General features: G+C 45.9%; 16 protein-coding genes. 9 read left to right on the top strand and 7 right to left on the bottom strand.

Annotation, left to right across the window (positions count from 1 at the left end):
- Both D2V93_RS00345 and D2V93_RS00350 read right to left on the bottom strand, forming a co-directional pair.
- Window positions 1-1,251 carry a DUF3667 domain-containing protein gene (locus tag D2V93_RS00345; RefSeq protein ID WP_119617930.1) on the bottom strand — a complete coding sequence of 417 codons (1,251 nt, stop codon included), beginning with the start codon at window positions 1,249-1,251 and terminating at the stop codon, window positions 1-3.
- A 36-nt stretch (window positions 1,252-1,287) separates the two neighbouring features.
- Window positions 1,288-2,532, bottom strand: a complete 1,245-nt coding sequence (locus D2V93_RS00350) for a type IX secretion system plug protein (RefSeq protein ID WP_119617931.1) — start codon at window positions 2,530-2,532, stop codon at window positions 1,288-1,290.
- Window positions 2,533-2,683: 151 nt separating this feature from the next.
- On the opposite strand from D2V93_RS00350, the gene D2V93_RS00355 reads away from it, so the two are divergent.
- The 8 genes from D2V93_RS00355 to D2V93_RS00390 all read left to right on the top strand — a co-directional run bounded on the left by D2V93_RS00355 (window position 2,684) and on the right by D2V93_RS00390 (window position 10,246).
- Complete coding sequence (locus D2V93_RS00355; RefSeq protein ID WP_119617932.1) at window positions 2,684-4,036, top strand: Na(+)-translocating NADH-quinone reductase subunit A; 1,353 nt, start codon at window positions 2,684-2,686, stop codon at window positions 4,034-4,036.
- A gap of 1 nt (window position 4,037) precedes the next feature.
- Window positions 4,038-5,294, top strand: a complete 1,257-nt coding sequence (locus D2V93_RS00360; RefSeq protein ID WP_072878638.1) for an NADH:ubiquinone reductase (Na(+)-transporting) subunit B — start codon at window positions 4,038-4,040, stop codon at window positions 5,292-5,294.
- A 5-nt stretch (window positions 5,295-5,299) separates the two neighbouring features.
- The gene (locus D2V93_RS00365) at window positions 5,300-6,049 is read left to right on the top strand and encodes a Na(+)-translocating NADH-quinone reductase subunit C (protein ID WP_072878639.1); all 750 of its coding nucleotides are present in this window, start codon (window positions 5,300-5,302) and stop codon (window positions 6,047-6,049) included.
- A 1-nt stretch (window position 6,050) separates the two neighbouring features.
- Window positions 6,051-6,698 (top strand): NADH:ubiquinone reductase (Na(+)-transporting) subunit D, encoded by a 648-nt coding sequence (locus D2V93_RS00370; RefSeq protein WP_119617933.1) that lies wholly within the window; start codon window positions 6,051-6,053, stop codon window positions 6,696-6,698.
- A gap of 11 nt (window positions 6,699-6,709) precedes the next feature.
- Window positions 6,710-7,453: an NADH:ubiquinone reductase (Na(+)-transporting) subunit E gene (nqrE, locus tag D2V93_RS00375; RefSeq protein WP_072878643.1), complete on the top strand. Its 744-nt coding sequence runs from the start codon at window positions 6,710-6,712 to the stop codon at window positions 7,451-7,453.
- A gap of 2 nt (window positions 7,454-7,455) precedes the next feature.
- Window positions 7,456-8,766, top strand: coding sequence for an NADH:ubiquinone reductase (Na(+)-transporting) subunit F (nqrF, locus tag D2V93_RS00380; RefSeq protein WP_072878645.1), 1,311 nt, complete (start codon window positions 7,456-7,458; stop codon window positions 8,764-8,766).
- A 115-nt stretch (window positions 8,767-8,881) separates the two neighbouring features.
- On the top strand, window positions 8,882-9,241 hold the full coding sequence (locus D2V93_RS00385) for a Na(+)-translocating NADH-quinone reductase subunit F (RefSeq protein WP_119617934.1): 360 nt from the start codon (window positions 8,882-8,884) through the stop codon (window positions 9,239-9,241).
- 3 nt (window positions 9,242-9,244) lie between these two features.
- Window positions 9,245-10,246: an FAD:protein FMN transferase gene (locus D2V93_RS00390; protein ID WP_119617935.1), complete on the top strand. Its 1,002-nt coding sequence runs from the start codon at window positions 9,245-9,247 to the stop codon at window positions 10,244-10,246.
- On the opposite strand, the gene D2V93_RS00395 is transcribed toward D2V93_RS00390, so the two are convergent.
- From D2V93_RS00395 to gpmI, 4 genes are read right to left on the bottom strand one after another with little or no spacing between them, the layout of a single operon-like run.
- Window positions 10,247-11,011, bottom strand: a complete 765-nt coding sequence (locus tag D2V93_RS00395; RefSeq protein WP_119617936.1) for a class I SAM-dependent methyltransferase — start codon at window positions 11,009-11,011, stop codon at window positions 10,247-10,249.
- A 26-nt stretch (window positions 11,012-11,037) separates the two neighbouring features.
- Complete coding sequence (locus D2V93_RS00400; RefSeq protein ID WP_072878658.1) at window positions 11,038-11,412, bottom strand: GxxExxY protein; 375 nt, start codon at window positions 11,410-11,412, stop codon at window positions 11,038-11,040.
- Window positions 11,413-11,452: 40 nt separating this feature from the next.
- On the bottom strand, window positions 11,453-12,271 hold the full coding sequence (gene map, locus D2V93_RS00405) for a type I methionyl aminopeptidase (RefSeq protein ID WP_072878660.1): 819 nt from the start codon (window positions 12,269-12,271) through the stop codon (window positions 11,453-11,455).
- A 44-nt stretch (window positions 12,272-12,315) separates the two neighbouring features.
- Window positions 12,316-13,833, bottom strand: a complete 1,518-nt coding sequence (gene gpmI / locus D2V93_RS00410; protein WP_119617937.1) for a 2,3-bisphosphoglycerate-independent phosphoglycerate mutase — start codon at window positions 13,831-13,833, stop codon at window positions 12,316-12,318.
- Between the two features lie 370 nt (window positions 13,834-14,203).
- On the opposite strand from gpmI, the gene D2V93_RS00415 reads away from it, so the two are divergent.
- Window positions 14,204-14,584 carry an ankyrin repeat domain-containing protein gene (locus tag D2V93_RS00415; protein WP_119617938.1) on the top strand — a complete coding sequence of 127 codons (381 nt, stop codon included), beginning with the start codon at window positions 14,204-14,206 and terminating at the stop codon, window positions 14,582-14,584.
- A 109-nt stretch (window positions 14,585-14,693) separates the two neighbouring features.
- Here the strand turns inward: D2V93_RS00415 and D2V93_RS18925 are convergent, their stop codons facing one another.
- Complete coding sequence (locus D2V93_RS18925; RefSeq protein WP_313777786.1) at window positions 14,694-14,861, bottom strand: DUF6747 family protein; 168 nt, start codon at window positions 14,859-14,861, stop codon at window positions 14,694-14,696.
- Window positions 14,862-14,973: the final 112 nt, after the last annotated feature.

Genomic DNA, 14,973 nt, shown 5'->3' on the forward strand with positions numbered 1-14,973 from the left:
TTAGTTATAGATAAAAACGCTTCCTGTGAACAACAACAACGCCATGAAGAATGCCAATATCATGAATGTAGTGTTCAGAAAGAGATATTTCACAATAGTTTTAAACCTTCCCTGTCCATAAAACCGGCGCATTGCTTTGTACAGATAAATACTGAAAACCAATACAAAAAACCATGCACTCGATATATTGAAAGCCATGTCGATCAGCAGGCTAAGGATGAGCAAGATAAACAACAATGACTGATTGTGGAAACTAAAAATAAGATGATCGGTGTAGGTGTATTTTTTTCTGATGTACACCAGCCAAATGAAGACGGTGAACAGCGGCATGAAGAAGAAAACGACGAACGGCAGCTTGGATATGGTATTCTTCAGGAAGATGCTCGGCCGCTGTAAGATGGTCAAAAAATTATTGGAGGAATTGAAGGCCATTTTGTTGGAGATGGTACTTTCAATAGTGTACTTCTCTTTGGCTTGGTCAAAGGAGAACAAGGTGTCCTTTTTGATCATGTGCACAAAAAACTCCACTTTGTCCGAAAAGGCATCCATGCCCTTTCCCTTGCTGATGCTGTCAAAATAATAGGAAGGGTTTGCCTCCATCAACGAATCCTTGTTCACCTTTGGTTTTTGGTTGTTCAAATGGGAAAGCGAATCCAACATACTGAAAGAGCGTGCTACTTCGGGGTCGGAGTTCCGTATCGAATCGAACTTTTTCAGCCCAAAAGTGAAATTGGAGTTGGACTGTTCCATGGAATCGAGGGATTTCAATACGTTCTCGGCCTGTTGTTTCAACTTTACACTGTCCACCGCGACGTCGCCTGATTTTACATTATAGGAAACGGGAGAACCCCCTGTAATGTTCCCGTCGAAAGATTTGGCGGCCTTGTCGAGGTCTGAAAATTGATTGTCGAAGGTGAACATCAAAAAATAGATGAAGGCCAAGCTCAATAAAAAACGAAAGGGGTTGGTGTAGGTGACCCTTTTTCCATTGATGTAGTCCCTTGTGATGTTCCCAGGCCTCAACAGCAGTGTGGAAAGTGTTTTGAACAGCTTGGAATCATAATTGAACAGGCTGGACATGAACTCGTCAAAAAAGTCCTTCAGGGTCAATTTTTTGGTGCTGTTGGCCTGTGAGCAACTAGGGCAGTACCTGTCGCTCATGTCCAATGGATGGCCACAGTTCAGGCATTCAACGCCCCGGAACCTGAGTTCGTACCGGCCTTTGCTGATCAAACTGCCTTTTTTTTCCATGCGTGGTTTGTGGTTGGGTTATGGGACTAAAGATAATTAATTGCTGATAGTTGCGGAATTGACAGAGCCTATACCTATTATACTGTCATACATGTCGCCAAAATCCCTGTAATAGACCAAAATCAAATAATTGTTTTCGGTAAAGTGGAAATTGCCGCCCACAAAGTTGGGTTCCACAGTGCCGTCCTGGCGTTCCACCTCATACCTGAAATTGTAAAAACCCTGTTTCATCATCAATGTCAGTTCAAACTTGCCACTTTCGTCGTTGTAGGTCATTTTATTTTCCTCCTCTAGGGCGTAGTTGTTGAACTTCCCCGTCACATAGACGTTGTCCAGTCCAATTTGGGCGGAGTAAGGCAGGCTAAAGTGTACCTTGGAATATTCAGCCTCCCTGGAAACATCCTCGCCCTGCAAGGTGCGTACCACAAAATCGCCATTGATGTCAGGGAAGTATGTGTAAGGTCTATCATAGCGATATTCGTTGGTGAACAGGTAGTGGTTATAGACCTGTCCCATTTCTATCCTTGATATGGCAAAGGTGGGGGAGCGAAGGTCCTTCGTGTCAAAATTCAGGAATTCATTGCCCCCAAAGAAAGCGGTTTCCTTATCATATTTATAGACCAGTTCCGTGCCGATGGTAAACTGGGGCTTTATGTTGAAGAGGGCCGTGGGCCAAAAATGGTTTTGGAGAATGGCCACCTTTATTTCGTTTTTGGGGTTCACCACCGGAAAGCCTCCCGTGTTGATGGTAAACTGCACCACTTGTTTTTCGTTCAAAAAGTTGAAGTCCCTCGAGCGTTTGACCATGCCAGCGACCGTAACGACATCGCGGTACACCACGAACCTTCTGGAAAATTGGAGGTCCCCATAGCTGTTGTGGATTTGGAGCACATAATTGCCCGTGACCTTGAGGTCCACATTCTCGTTTGGAATGGTCAGTCGGTAGTTGGAGTAGGGCTGTAACGTTGTGTAACTATTTTCGTAGTCGATGATACGTTGGTTGTCGGCACCCGACAGGTATTGTGATTTCAACAATTGGGATGGTGTCCAATCGTAATCGCAGTGTATGATCGTGTAATAATAGTCCTGTTCGCTTGCAGTAAGATCATCAAACTCCAAGGTCATGGATTCCCCCAATTGTACAACCGGGAACTGATCCTCGGTGGGACCCTTGAAAATGATGGTCTTGATGTTCTCGGGAGGGTTTACCTCGTCCTGCACTTGGGCAAAAATGCCGTGCACAAAAAAAAGCAGGAAAAATAGTTTGATCAAAAAGCGCATTTAGGGCCATAATTTTGGGTAAAGTTAAACAAAAAGTGGGTCTGGGGAATTTAGCTCGATATAATCCCATTTTTATGGACAATTATTATGAAAACAATCCTTTAAGTACTAAATTTGCGACCGATTTTGATAACAAAAGGTCTACAACAATATGTCTAAAGACATCCGGATTCGAAAGGGGTTGGATATCAACCTCGTCGGGGCAGCAGAGCAGACTACTTCCAAAGCCGTTACTAGTAACGTTTATGCCCTAAACCTAGATGATTTCCACGGAATCACTCCAAAAATGTTGTTGAAACAAGGGGAAGAAGTGAAAGCGGGCGAACCCCTCTTTTACAACAAGAACAAAGAAGAAATGCACTTTGTTTCCCCTGTGAGCGGTGAATTGGTGGAGATTGTACGTGGTGCAAGGAGAAAGATTTTAACCCTTAAGATCCTTGCGGACAAAACGCAGGATTATGTGGTCAACAAAGTGCCCGATCTGGACACTGCCGAAGCTCCTGCCATCAAGAGCTTTTTATTGCAGTGTGGCGGTTGGCCGTTCATAAAGCAGCGCCCCTACGATGTCATTGCCGATCCGGACGTGACCCCTAAGGCCATCTTTATCTCAGCCTATGCAACGGCTCCTTTGGCGGCCGATGTGGATTATGTGCTGAAGGACAAGGAGCAGGAACTCCAGGTGGCGGTCACTGCCTTGGGCAAGTTGACGCCTGGGAAGATACACGTGTCCGTGGGAAGGTCCAATAGGTCTCCTTTCATGGATATCAAAGGGATTGAGATACACAAGGTGTCAGGGCCCCATCCATCTGGGTTGGTGGGTACACAGATCAACCAGATCGACCCCGTCAACAAAGGAGAGGTGGTATGGACCATATCCCCCCAGGATTTGTTGATTCTGGGTGAACTGCTCTTGACAGGGAAGTTCAATGCGGAAAGGACCATTGCCCTTGCAGGGTCCATCATCAAATCCCCTAAATACTACACGACCAAGATTGGTGCCGAAATTTCCACCTTTTTGTATGCCAGTGGGGTGAAGGAGGATAGGTTCAGGTTGATCAATGGGGATGTGTTGACTGGCAAAAAGACCCATACTGAAGGCCATTTGGGATTCTATAACAACACGGTTACCGCTATACCAGAGGGTGATGATTATGACCTGTTTGGATGGAACAAGCCGATTTTCAATAAAGTTTCGACCACTAGGGCCTTGACGTTCTCTTGGTTACAGCCCAAAAAGAAATATGACCTGAACACCAATACCAATGGTGAGCATAGGGCTTTTGTGGTAACAGGCCAGTACGAAGAGGTATTTCCTATGGATATTTATCCTCTTCAGCTGCTAAAGGCCTGTATGGTGAAGGATTTGGACGAGATGGAACAATTGGGACTTTATGAAGTGGCTCCCGAGGATTTCTCGTTGACCGAATTTATCTGCATATCAAAACAACCGCACCAACAAATAATCAGGGAAGGCTTGGATTTGTTGCAAAAAGAACTTGGATAATATGGGCATGAAAGAAAAATTACATCAGCTTAAGTTAAAGTATCAGGGAAAAAAGATGGCGCCAGCCTTCAACGCCCTGCATACCTTTCTTTATACACCGAACGAGACCACGCACAGTGGCGGACACGTTCGGGCGGCCGACGATTTGAAGCGTACCATGAACACCGTGATCATGGCCTTGGTGCCCTGTTTGTTGTTCGGTATGTTCAATGCGGGATATCAGCATTACTCGGCCATCAACGGATTTCCTGAAAATTTTGACCTTTTTGAGCATTTCTTGACATGGGACAACTTCTGGTTGGGATTGGTCACCGTACTTCCTTTGGTGATCGTGTCCTACGGTGTGGGTCTTGCCATTGAATTCTTGTTTGCCGTGATCAAAGGTCACGAAGTGGAAGAAGGGTATTTGGTGACCGGAATGTTGGTGCCATTGATCGTACCCGTTGACACCCCACTTTGGATGTTGGCGATTGCCGTAGCATTCGGTGTAGTGATTGGAAAAGAAGTGTTCGGGGGTACGGGGATGAACATCCTCAACCCGGCATTGACCATTCGTGCCTTTTTGTTCTTTGCCTATCCAACATGGATGAGTGGGGATAAGGTTTGGGTACACGGAGCCGTGGATAGGGCCGGTACGGCGGATGCCATTTCCGGGGAGACCGTATTGGGCTTCTTGGCACAAGGAAACGCTTCGGAAATTAGCTATACCCTTTCGGATATGTTCTATGGATTCATTCCTGGGTCTGTTGGGGAAACCTCCAAGTTGTTGATCCTTTTAGGTGCCTTGTTCCTGATTTTTTCAAAAATAGCATCATGGCGTATCATGGTAAGTGCCGTCATCGGGGCTTTGACCATGGGATTGATCTTCAATGGTGTCGTGGAAGCAGGTTGGTTGCCCGAATACAGCAAGTTCTACACATTGATGAGCTTTGAATTCTGGAAACACCTGCTGGTAGGCGGATTGGCCTTTGGTATCGTGTTCATGGCCACGGATCCCGTGACCGGATCGCAGACCAATAGGGGCAAATGGTTCTATGGATTCTTCATTGGGCTCCTGTCCGTAATGATCAGGGTGTTCAATCCAGGATATCCCGAAGGTGTTTTCTTGGCGATATTGCTGATGAACGTGTTCGCGCCGACCATTGACCACTATGTGGTACGGGGCAACATCAAAAAGAGATTGAAACGGTTGAAGACAGCCACCATATATCCAAAAACTTCGGATGAGGTTGATTCATTAAAAACGGAAACAGCTTAAGTATTATGGCCATCAACACAGAAAAAAATAGCTATACCGTAATTTTTGCGGTAATCATGGTAGTCATTGTGGGTTCTGTCCTAGCTTTCTTCGCATCGGGTCTTAAACCAAAGATCGACGAGAACGTGCGTTTTGAAAAGCAGCAGAACATCCTGTATGCCATGGGTGTCAATAACAATGAAGGAGAGGGCAGCGTTGATTTCATTCCTACTACCGAAGTGGAAGCCGAATTTGCCAAGTATATCAAAAAACAATTGGTCGTGGTAGGTTCCGAAGCAAAGGAAAAAGATAACGCCTACTTGATCGATGTCCAGAAGGAGCTCGCCAAGGTGAAAAACGGGCAAAGTGCCGAACTGCCCTTGCTTGTCGGGGAAAAGGATGGTAAGGAATATTACATCATTCCTATGTACGGCAAAGGACTTTGGGATGCTATCTGGGGCTTTATGTCCGTGGACTCGAACATGAAGGTGCAAGGAGTATACTTTGACCATAGAGGGGAGACCCCCGGATTGGGAGCCAATATCAAGCAGCGCTTCTTTATGGACGATTTTGAAGGGGAAACCGTTTTGGATGGGAACAGCTACGTAGGTGTGGCAGTTGCCAAAGGAAACAACGATCCTTTGAACAACGACAAAGAGGACAACCAAGTGGATGCTTTGGCAGGGGCCACCATTACAGGAAATGGAGTGACCGCCATGATCAAAGAAAGCCTGAAGCTTTACAAACCTTATTTAGAAACTATTAGAACCAAGTAATATGGCGCTACTATCAAAAAAAGATGCGAATCTGATATTGGATCCCTTGGCGGACAACAACCCTATCACCATTCAAGTATTGGGTATCTGCTCCGCTTTGGCAATTACCGCCGAGCTCAAGGCTTCCGTGGTAATGGCAATATCCGTAATGTTTGTCCTTGCCATGGGGAATGTGGTCATCTCATTGATGCGTAACATTATCCCGTCAAAAATCAGGATCATTGTGCAATTGGTGGTTGTGGCCACCTTGGTGATCATTGTGGACCAAGTGCTCAAAGCCTTTGCCTACGAGCTCAGCAAGACCCTATCGGTCTTTGTGGGGCTTATCATCACCAACTGTATCATCATGGGGCGTTTTGAGGCCTTTGCCTTGGGTAACGGGCCATGGAAATCTTTCTTGGATGGTATAGGAAACGCGGCAGGATACGGTATCATACTGGTCATTGTCGGATTTTTCAGGGAACTTTTGGGTTCTGGGACCCTGTTTGGGTTCAAGGTACTTGGAGATCCCGTGACAAAGACGGGCCTATATTCCATCGGGTACGAGAACAATGGTTTCATGATCATCCCGCCGGCTGCATTGATCGTAGTGGGCATCATCATCTGGGTACAACGTTCCAGAAACAGGTCATTAATAGAAGAAGCATAAACTGAGGAAACATGATAGAGCATTTAGAACTTTTTTTCAAGTCGATCTTCATAGACAACATGGTGTTCGCGGTTTTTTTGGGAATGTGTTCCTATTTGGCCGTGTCCAAGAAAGTGTCCACTGCCGTAGGCTTGGGGGCCGCCGTAATATTCGTTTTGGGTGTTACCGTGCCGCTCAACTGGTTGCTGGACCAATATTTACTGAAGGATGGGGCCTTGGTTTGGTTAGGGCCTGAGTATGCCGATTACAACCTCAGCTTCCTTTCGTTCATCCTTTTCATCGCCACTATTGCCACCATGGTGCAATTGGTGGAGATTGTGGTCGAAAAATTTTCACCTTCCCTATACAACTCATTGGGTATTTTCTTGCCCCTGATCGCTGTGAACTGTGCCATTTTGGGAGGTTCCCTGTTCATGCAGGCCCGTGAGATCCCGAACTTGGGATTGGCACTGAATTATGGGGTGAGCTCAGGGATAGGATGGTTCTTGGCCATTTTGGCCATTGCTGCCATTCGTGAAAAAATCAGATATTCCAATGTGCCCGCACCATTGCGTGGCCTAGGGATTACCTTTATCATTACGGGGTTGATGGGTATTGGTTTCCAGAGTTTTGGAGGAATGCTCACAGGTGACAATGAACCGCCTGAAGAGCCTACTGCGACCACTACCGTGGAGGCCAAAGAAGAAAAAGAGATCAAAAAGGAACTGGAGGACGAAGAAAAAACAGTCTCCTATAACGAAGTTATAAACAAGTAAAGATGATTTTAGCCGCAAGTACCGGAGGTACCATTCTGATTACCGTAGTAGCCTTTTTGGTTTTGTTGTTGTTGTTGGTGGCATTGTTGCTTTTTACAAAAGAAAAATTGTCCCCTTCAGGTCCTGTTACCATCACCATCAACGGTGAGAAAAAGATAGAGGTAGGGTCAGGAAGTTCGCTTCTTTCCACCTTGGGGAACCAAAAAATATTCCTGCCTTCCGCTTGTGGAGGGGGTGGAACCTGTATCCAATGTGAATGCCATGTGCTATCGGGCGGAGGTGAGGCATTGCCTACCGAAACCCCCCATTTCTCGAAAAAGGAATTGCAACACGGGGCGAGATTGGCCTGTCAGGTGAAGGTAAAACAGGATATGGAGATTACCATTCCTGAAGAGGTCTTTGGAATCAAAAAATGGAATGCCAAAGTGGTCAGGAACTATAATGTGGCCTCTTTCATCAAGGAGTTTGTGGTGGAGATTCCCGAAGAAATGAACTATAAGGCAGGGGGCTACATCCAGATCGAGATACCCCCATGTGAGGTGAAATATTCGGATATCGATATTACGGCCCACCCAGAGGAACATGAAACCCCGGACAAGTTCAAGAATGAATGGGACAAGTTCAATCTATGGCCCTTGGTCATGAAGAATCCGGAAACTGTGGAGCGGGCCTATTCCATGGCCTCTTACCCTGCCGAAGGAAGGGAAATCATGTTGAACGTACGTATCGCGACACCGCCATGGGACCGGTCCAAAAATGGGTGGATGGATGTCAACCCCGGAATCGCTTCCTCTTATATCTTTGGGTTGAAGCCAGGCGACCCCGTGGTGATTTCAGGTCCGTTCGGTGAGTTCTTCATCAACGAATCCGAAGCCGAAATGCTCTATGTTGGTGGTGGGGCCGGAATGGCGCCGATGCGTTCACATTTGTACCATCTGTTCAAGACTCTACGGACTAATAGAAAAGTGACCTATTGGTATGGTGGACGTTCCAAGAGGGAGTTGTTCTATATTGACCACTTCAAGAAATTGGAAAATGAATTTCCGAACTTTAAGTTCTACATGGCACTTTCCGAGCCTTTGGAAGAGGACAACTGGAAAGTAAAGAAAGACATCAATGATGAGGCAGGTGATGGTTTTGTTGGGTTCATCCACAATTGTGTTATCGAAAATTATTTGAATCACCATGAGACTCCCGAAGATATTGAGCTCTATTTCTGTGGACCACCCTTGATGAACAAGGCGGTAGAGAAAATGGGCCAGGATTTTGGTATTCCAGATGAGAATATCAGGTTCGATGACTTTGGAGGATAGACCAAAAGTTGAAAACTTGACCTCAAACACTTGCCCCGAAATTGGTTTCGGGGCGGTCAACGAGGGGAATATATAAAAACCGACCGATGCCCAAAGCATCGGTTTTTTGTTACTTATGGGAAGAGAATTGACAGAACAGGAACTGCACAACCTGGCCATGAACATAGTGGGACGGGAACTGGAGGCCGATGGCTTTGAGTTTATGGCCATCAACAGTAAATTGAAAAAGAATCCCCAATACGTATGCCTCAAGGAAAAATTGCTGCACTTTATCGTGGTGCGCAATGTGGAGTTTCCGCTGGACCCAAGGGAATATGATGCTGAATTGATGCAGATCGTGAAGGACCATGCCCTGAAATTCGAAGCAAAGACCTTTTATGCCGGGGTAGGACTTTCCAATGCTGAGGACAGGGGGCTACCGTTGTATCTGGATGAAGAGTATATTGTGGACTACCAAGGATTGATTGAGATATAGACCATGAAAAAGACATTCATTTTAGGGGTGTCCCTATTGTTTTTATGCTGCACGAAAGGGCAATGGACCAAAAACCAAAATTGGGGCAATGCACTGGGCACTACGTATTCCATCATTTATATTTCAGATAGTGAATTGGACTACCAACAAGAGATCGATTCTGTTTTCCAAGTGGTGAACCAATCTATGTCCACCTACATTCCCACATCGGACATCTCCAAGATCAATGCAGGAGACTCCACCATTGTTGTGGATGAAATGTTCAGGGAAGTTTTTGAGATTTCGAACAAGGTACACAAGGCCTCAAACGGCTATTTTGACCCCACTGTGGGCGTTTTGGCCAATGCGTGGGGGTTTGGTCCCGGAGAACAGCTAGAACTGGACAGCCTGCGGGTAGATAGCCTCTTGGCTTATGTGGGATGGGACAAAGTGGCCATCAATAAGGACAATACCATATTTAAGGCACATCCTGCCATCCGTTTTGACTTTAATGCCGTGGCCAAAGGCTATGCCATAGACCGATTGGGGGCCATGTTGGATGCCAAGGGCATAAAGAACTATCTGGTGGAAGTGGGGGGAGAAGTACTGGCAAAAGGAACCAACCTGGTTTCTGAAAAACAATGGACCGTGGGCATAGACGACCCGCAAGTCGAGGAGGGCCGCCAACTCAAGCAGATAGTTTCCCTTAAGGATAGGGCCATGGCCTCTTCGGGCAACTACCGAAAATTCAGGGTGGACCCTGAAACGGGAAAGAAATATGTGCACACCATCAACCCCAAAACGGGATACACCAAAAGTTCCAATGTATTGGCTACCAGCGTCGTTGCGAACACCTGTGCGTTGGCCGATGCCTTTGCCACGACCTTTATGGCCATGGATTTGGAAGAGTCCCAAAAGATTCTTGGGGACCACGGAGAATTGGAAGCTTACATCATTTATTTGGATGAAGAGGGAAATACCAACGAATATATGACTCCCGGGTTCAAAACGTTGGTTGCACAATGATCATTTCCGCACCAAAGGAATGATCTCCCCTTTGGCCAATCGGTACCGTTCCACGGCTTCCTTTGGAAGAACGGAAGTGTAATCCACTTCCTCGACTGTGAATCCCACGCTGCGGAGTTTGTCAAAATAGTCCCTTCCGTAAATACGCACATGGTCGTATTGTCCAAAGATTTTGGCCCGCTCCTTTTTATCGGTGATGGTGTCGTCCTCAAAGGTCCTTTCCCGTTTTAGGTCCTGCGGAATCTGGAAAATGCCCCACCCTCCCGGTTTCATCACCCGAAAGAGTTCCTGCATCGCTTTGGTATCGTTGGGGATATGCTCCAATACATGGTTACAAAGGATCACATCAAAACTATGGTCGGCAAAGGGCAGGTTGCAGATGTCCGCTTTCACATCCGCCAAAGGCGAATTGAGGTCGGTCGTGGTATATTCGATGTTTTTCAGCCTTCTGAACCTTTTGTAAAAGGCCTGTTCAGGGGCAAAGTGCAAAACTTGGTGCGTTTTGGTGAAGAAATCCGTTTCGTTTTTGAGATAAAGCCAAAGCAGGCGGTGCCTTTCCAAGGAGAGCGTGGAAGGAGAGAGTACATTTTCCCGCGGATTTTCATAGCCGTAAGGAAGGAAGCTCCTGAAAGTTCTGCCATCAATGGGGTCGGTAAAGTTTTTTCCCTTTAGGGAAAGAGCGATCAAGGGGCGTACCCAATAACTCAATCTAATTAGAAGGGGTCTTGGAATAAGATTGAGAAGGTATTTAAAAATTTTTGACACGAATTACACAAATTTACACGAATGACTTAAAGTAAAACTCTCTTATACGTAAGTTGATCCTCGCCAAAATTCACAATCAAGCCCAGCTTCATTTGGGATGCAGCCAAGTAATTCATGGTTTGCTTGATATGGCCACTGGATATTTTTTCTATGGCCTTTAATTCCAGAATAATTTTGTCATCCACTATAAAATCGGCATAATATTGATGCTTCAGTGTTTTGCCCTTATACTCAATATTGAATTTGACCTCTCTTTGAAAAGGGACTCCGTTGGACTTGAGCTCAATTTCAAGAGCATCGCCATAAACAGCTTCACTGAATCCCTTGCCAAGTTCATTATGGACATTCATACATAGACCAATGACAAAGTAGGACTCGTGTTTATAAATGATTTGGGACATTTATTGGAGTAATTGGTGAAATTAGTGTCAATTCTTTACACTAAAGTACCAATTTTTTGCTCCGGAATTCATCCTCTTCATCACTGGTGATGCCCAGGGCATCATAGATGTATTGATAGGTGGAAAGTAGTTCCGGTTTTCCGTCGACCAAAGCCACATCGTGTTCAAAGTGTGCACTGGGCTTGCCGTCCGCGGTGAGAATGGTCCATCCGTCCTTCAGCTGTTTGATGCGCCTTGTTCCCATGTTGATCATGGGTTCTATGGCGACCACCGTACCATTGACGAATTTTTTCCCACGCCCCCTTTTTCCATAGTTGGGCATTTGGGGATCTTCATGGAGTTCTCTTCCCAAGCCGTGGCCCACCAGTTCGCGTACCACACCATAGCCATGGTCCTCACAGTACTTTTGGATGGCGTAGCCCACATCGCCCACTCGGTTCCCTTCCTTGAATTCCCGAATACCGATATATAGAGACTCCTTGGTCACCCGCAGTAGCTTTCTGGTCTCCTCGGCCACTTCGCCCACCTCAAAAGTGTAGGCATGGTCCCCGTAATAACCATTTTTGAGTGCACCGCAATCCACGGATACAATATCGCCTTCCTTCAAGGGGTCATTGTTTGGAATGCCGTGTACCACTTGGGCATTGGGGCTCCAGTTCAGGGTATTGGGAAAATCGTACATGCCCAAAAATCCAGGAACTGCCCCTTGTTCCCTGATGAATTCTTCGGCCATTTTATCCAGATGCAAGGGATTGGCCCCCGGTTTGATTTCCTTGGCCAACATGCCCAAGGTCCTGGAGACCACTAAGGCACTTTCACGCATCAATTCGATTTGCTCTGCTGTCTTGACTTGAATCATAGCTGCAAAGATAAATTGATTCTATGGAATTTGCCCATCTTTGTCTAAACGAGTGGTTTTTGTGTCATCGCTTCAGGCTGTGCCACTCCCATCAGTTTTAGGATGGTCGGGGCAATGTCCCCTAGAACACCACTTTTTATCTGCTTCAGTTCCTTGTCCACCAAGATCAAAGGTACCGGGTTGGTGGTGTGGGCCGTGTTGGGGCTGCCATCCGGATTCACCATGGTGTCACAGTTGCCATGATCGGCAATGACAATGGAGGTATATCCATTTTCCAATCCTGCGGTAATGACATCCTTGGCACATTCATCTACCGTTTCACAGGCCTTGATGGCCGCTGACATGACTCCGGTGTGGCCCACCATGTCGGGGTTGGCAAAATTAAGGCAGACAAAGTCCACCTCACCTTTTTGGAGTTCAGGGATGATGGCATCGCGTATCTCGTAGGCACTCATTTCCGGTTGGAGGTCGTAGGTGGCCACCTTTGGTGATGGACAGAGGATGCGTTGTTCCCCTTTAAAGGGTTCCTCGCGTCCGCCGTTGAAGAAAAAGGTCACGTGTGGGTATTTCTCCGTTTCCGCAATCCGGATCTGTTTTTTTCCATTTTTGGAGAGTACTTCTCCCAAGGTTTCCTTGATGTTGTCCTTGTCATAGATGACTTTGACCCCTTTGAAGGATTCGTCATAGTTGGTCATGGTGACATAATACAGGTCCATTTTGTGCATGTTCTGCTCATGGAAATCCTGTTGGCTCAATGCCTGGGTAAGCTCCCTGCCACGGTCGGTCCTGAAGTTGAAGAAGATGATTACGTCCCCTGGTTGGACTTTGGCCAAAGGCTCTGCATTGGCATCTGTTAGCACCAAGGGTTTGATGAACTCGTCGGTGACCCCTTCGTCATAACTTTCCTGCATGGCCTTGCCGATGTCCTGTATCTTTTCTCCTTCGGCGTTCACCACTACATCATAGGCCAGTTTTACCCGTTCCCATCGTTTGTCCCGGTCCATGGCGTAGTACCTTCCGATGACCGTTGCTAGTTTGGTGCTTTTATCTGAACAGAAGTTGACCAGATCGACCAAAAAACCTTTCCCGCTTTTGGGGTCAACGTCCCTGCCATCGGTGAAGGCATGAACGAATGCATTCTTGACACCGCTTTCATCGGCGGCCTTGATCAGTGCTTTTAGGTGGTCTATGTGGCTGTGTACGCCTCCATCGCTCACCAGGCCAAGAAAATGTACCGCTTTGTTGTTGCCTTTGGCAAAAGCAAAGGCCTCCTGGATCACTTTTTCGTTTTTCAGGGTATCCTCCTTCACGGCCTTGTTGATCTTGGCCAGGTCTTGGTACACGATCCTGCCTGCGCCCAAGTTCATATGTCCCACTTCGCTATTGCCCATTTGTCCTTCGGGCAGACCAACGTTCATACCATCGGTGAGCAGGTCCGCATTGGGGTATTGGGTATAGAGTGAGTCCACAAATGGGGTGTTTGCCTGTGCTATGGCGGAAACTTTGGGGTCTGGGGATTTCCCCCAACCGTCCAATATCATTAAAATGACCTTCTTGTTCATGTGATGGAAATTATGTTTTCAAAAATATTGAATATCCGTTATAAGTAATGATCTCTTTTACGTGTCATTCCGAATTTATTTCGGAATCCCATAGCATAGAAAATCAGTAATTCAATGAGAACCTGAAACAAGTTCAGGTTGACGAAAGTTTTGTTTCTGATAAAATCAGGACAATCCACAAAAATAAAATGATCTGCTTGGATGCCCTAGGGTTTCCCTAATTTTCTGATTGCGAAATTGTTAATTATTTTATGTTAAAATTGAAAGGTTGTTAAAATTTAGTTATTTAAGTGTTAATCGTGTAACATCTTGCTTCTAGGGGAGTCTATTTTTACAGAAGTTATAATTCATTAATCAAAAAACAATCATCATGAAAAAAGCAATTTTTGCAGTAGCTGCATTGTGCATGCTAGCAGTGACCGGCGTTTCCGCCAACGAACTTCCTTCCAATGAAAATCCGAACCTTACCACAACAGTTCCAGAACTCAGCAGCTTTTGCAAGGCTGTGATGCAGGGCGACGTTGAGACCGTGAAAAAACTTATTGAACTTGGAGAGGATGTGAACCAAAAATCCTTGGGCATGGCCCCTGTGCATTATGCAGCACGGTACAACAAGGCAGAGGTACTGCAGGTGCTCATTGACAATGGAGCCAACCTAAAACAGCGCTGTGACAAGGGCTATTCGGTAAAGAAACATGCCGAGTTGTCCAATGCCACTGATGTACTGGCTCTTTTGGAAACCGCTATGTAAAAGAAAAAAGAGTTTATTCGTCCAAACAAAAAGGCCCATCCTTAAGGATGGGCCTTTTTTTGCCTCATTTTACCTAGTTTAGTGTTCTTGCAAAAGAGTATGTTTTGGCTCAGAATTCAAAGCCTGTAAAAGCCCTGTACAAAAATGCATATACCGCCATGAACAGCATAACCGCACAAAAGATGGAGTACCCTTTCAAAAAAAGTACCACAAAGCTTGGTTTACAATCGTCAAATGCCTCAAAATAGAGGTGCTTAAAGTGTAATAGTGTTCCCATAATGTGTTCTCTCGTTTAGATAGCACAAATGGGTAAGCAAATGCATGTTGTAGGATTTGGGGTTACCTCAAAGATAGTGAAATCTAATGACTTGTGTCCTTTTCTCGATGAA

The organism is Flagellimonas taeanensis (assembly GCF_003584105.1).
GTDB lineage: Bacteria > Bacteroidota > Bacteroidia > Flavobacteriales > Flavobacteriaceae > Flagellimonas > Flagellimonas taeanensis.

Excerpts from the sequence above, each read along its gene's own strand:
- D2V93_RS00345 (WP_119617930.1), bottom strand. The coding sequence starts at position 1,251 with ATGGAAAAAAAAGGCAGTTTGATCAGCAAAGGCCGGTACGAACTCAGG.
- D2V93_RS00350 (WP_119617931.1), bottom strand. The coding sequence starts at position 2,532 with ATGCGCTTTTTGATCAAACTATTTTTCCTGCTTTTTTTTGTGCACGGC.
- D2V93_RS00355 (WP_119617932.1), top strand. The coding sequence starts at position 2,684 with ATGTCTAAAGACATCCGGATTCGAAAGGGGTTGGATATCAACCTCGTC.
- D2V93_RS00360 (WP_072878638.1), top strand. The coding sequence starts at position 4,038 with ATGGGCATGAAAGAAAAATTACATCAGCTTAAGTTAAAGTATCAGGGA.
- D2V93_RS00365 (WP_072878639.1), top strand. The coding sequence starts at position 5,300 with ATGGCCATCAACACAGAAAAAAATAGCTATACCGTAATTTTTGCGGTA.
- D2V93_RS00370 (WP_119617933.1), top strand. The coding sequence starts at position 6,051 with ATGGCGCTACTATCAAAAAAAGATGCGAATCTGATATTGGATCCCTTG.
- nqrE (WP_072878643.1), top strand. The coding sequence starts at position 6,710 with ATGATAGAGCATTTAGAACTTTTTTTCAAGTCGATCTTCATAGACAAC.
- nqrF (WP_072878645.1), top strand. The coding sequence starts at position 7,456 with ATGATTTTAGCCGCAAGTACCGGAGGTACCATTCTGATTACCGTAGTA.
- D2V93_RS00385 (WP_119617934.1), top strand. The coding sequence starts at position 8,882 with ATGGGAAGAGAATTGACAGAACAGGAACTGCACAACCTGGCCATGAAC.
- D2V93_RS00390 (WP_119617935.1), top strand. The coding sequence starts at position 9,245 with ATGAAAAAGACATTCATTTTAGGGGTGTCCCTATTGTTTTTATGCTGC.
- D2V93_RS00400 (WP_072878658.1), bottom strand. The coding sequence starts at position 11,412 with ATGTCCCAAATCATTTATAAACACGAGTCCTACTTTGTCATTGGTCTA.
- map (WP_072878660.1), bottom strand. The coding sequence starts at position 12,271 with ATGATTCAAGTCAAGACAGCAGAGCAAATCGAATTGATGCGTGAAAGT.
- gpmI (WP_119617937.1), bottom strand. The coding sequence starts at position 13,833 with ATGAACAAGAAGGTCATTTTAATGATATTGGACGGTTGGGGGAAATCC.
- D2V93_RS00415 (WP_119617938.1), top strand. The coding sequence starts at position 14,204 with ATGAAAAAAGCAATTTTTGCAGTAGCTGCATTGTGCATGCTAGCAGTG.
- D2V93_RS18925 (WP_313777786.1), bottom strand. The coding sequence starts at position 14,861 with ATGGGAACACTATTACACTTTAAGCACCTCTATTTTGAGGCATTTGAC.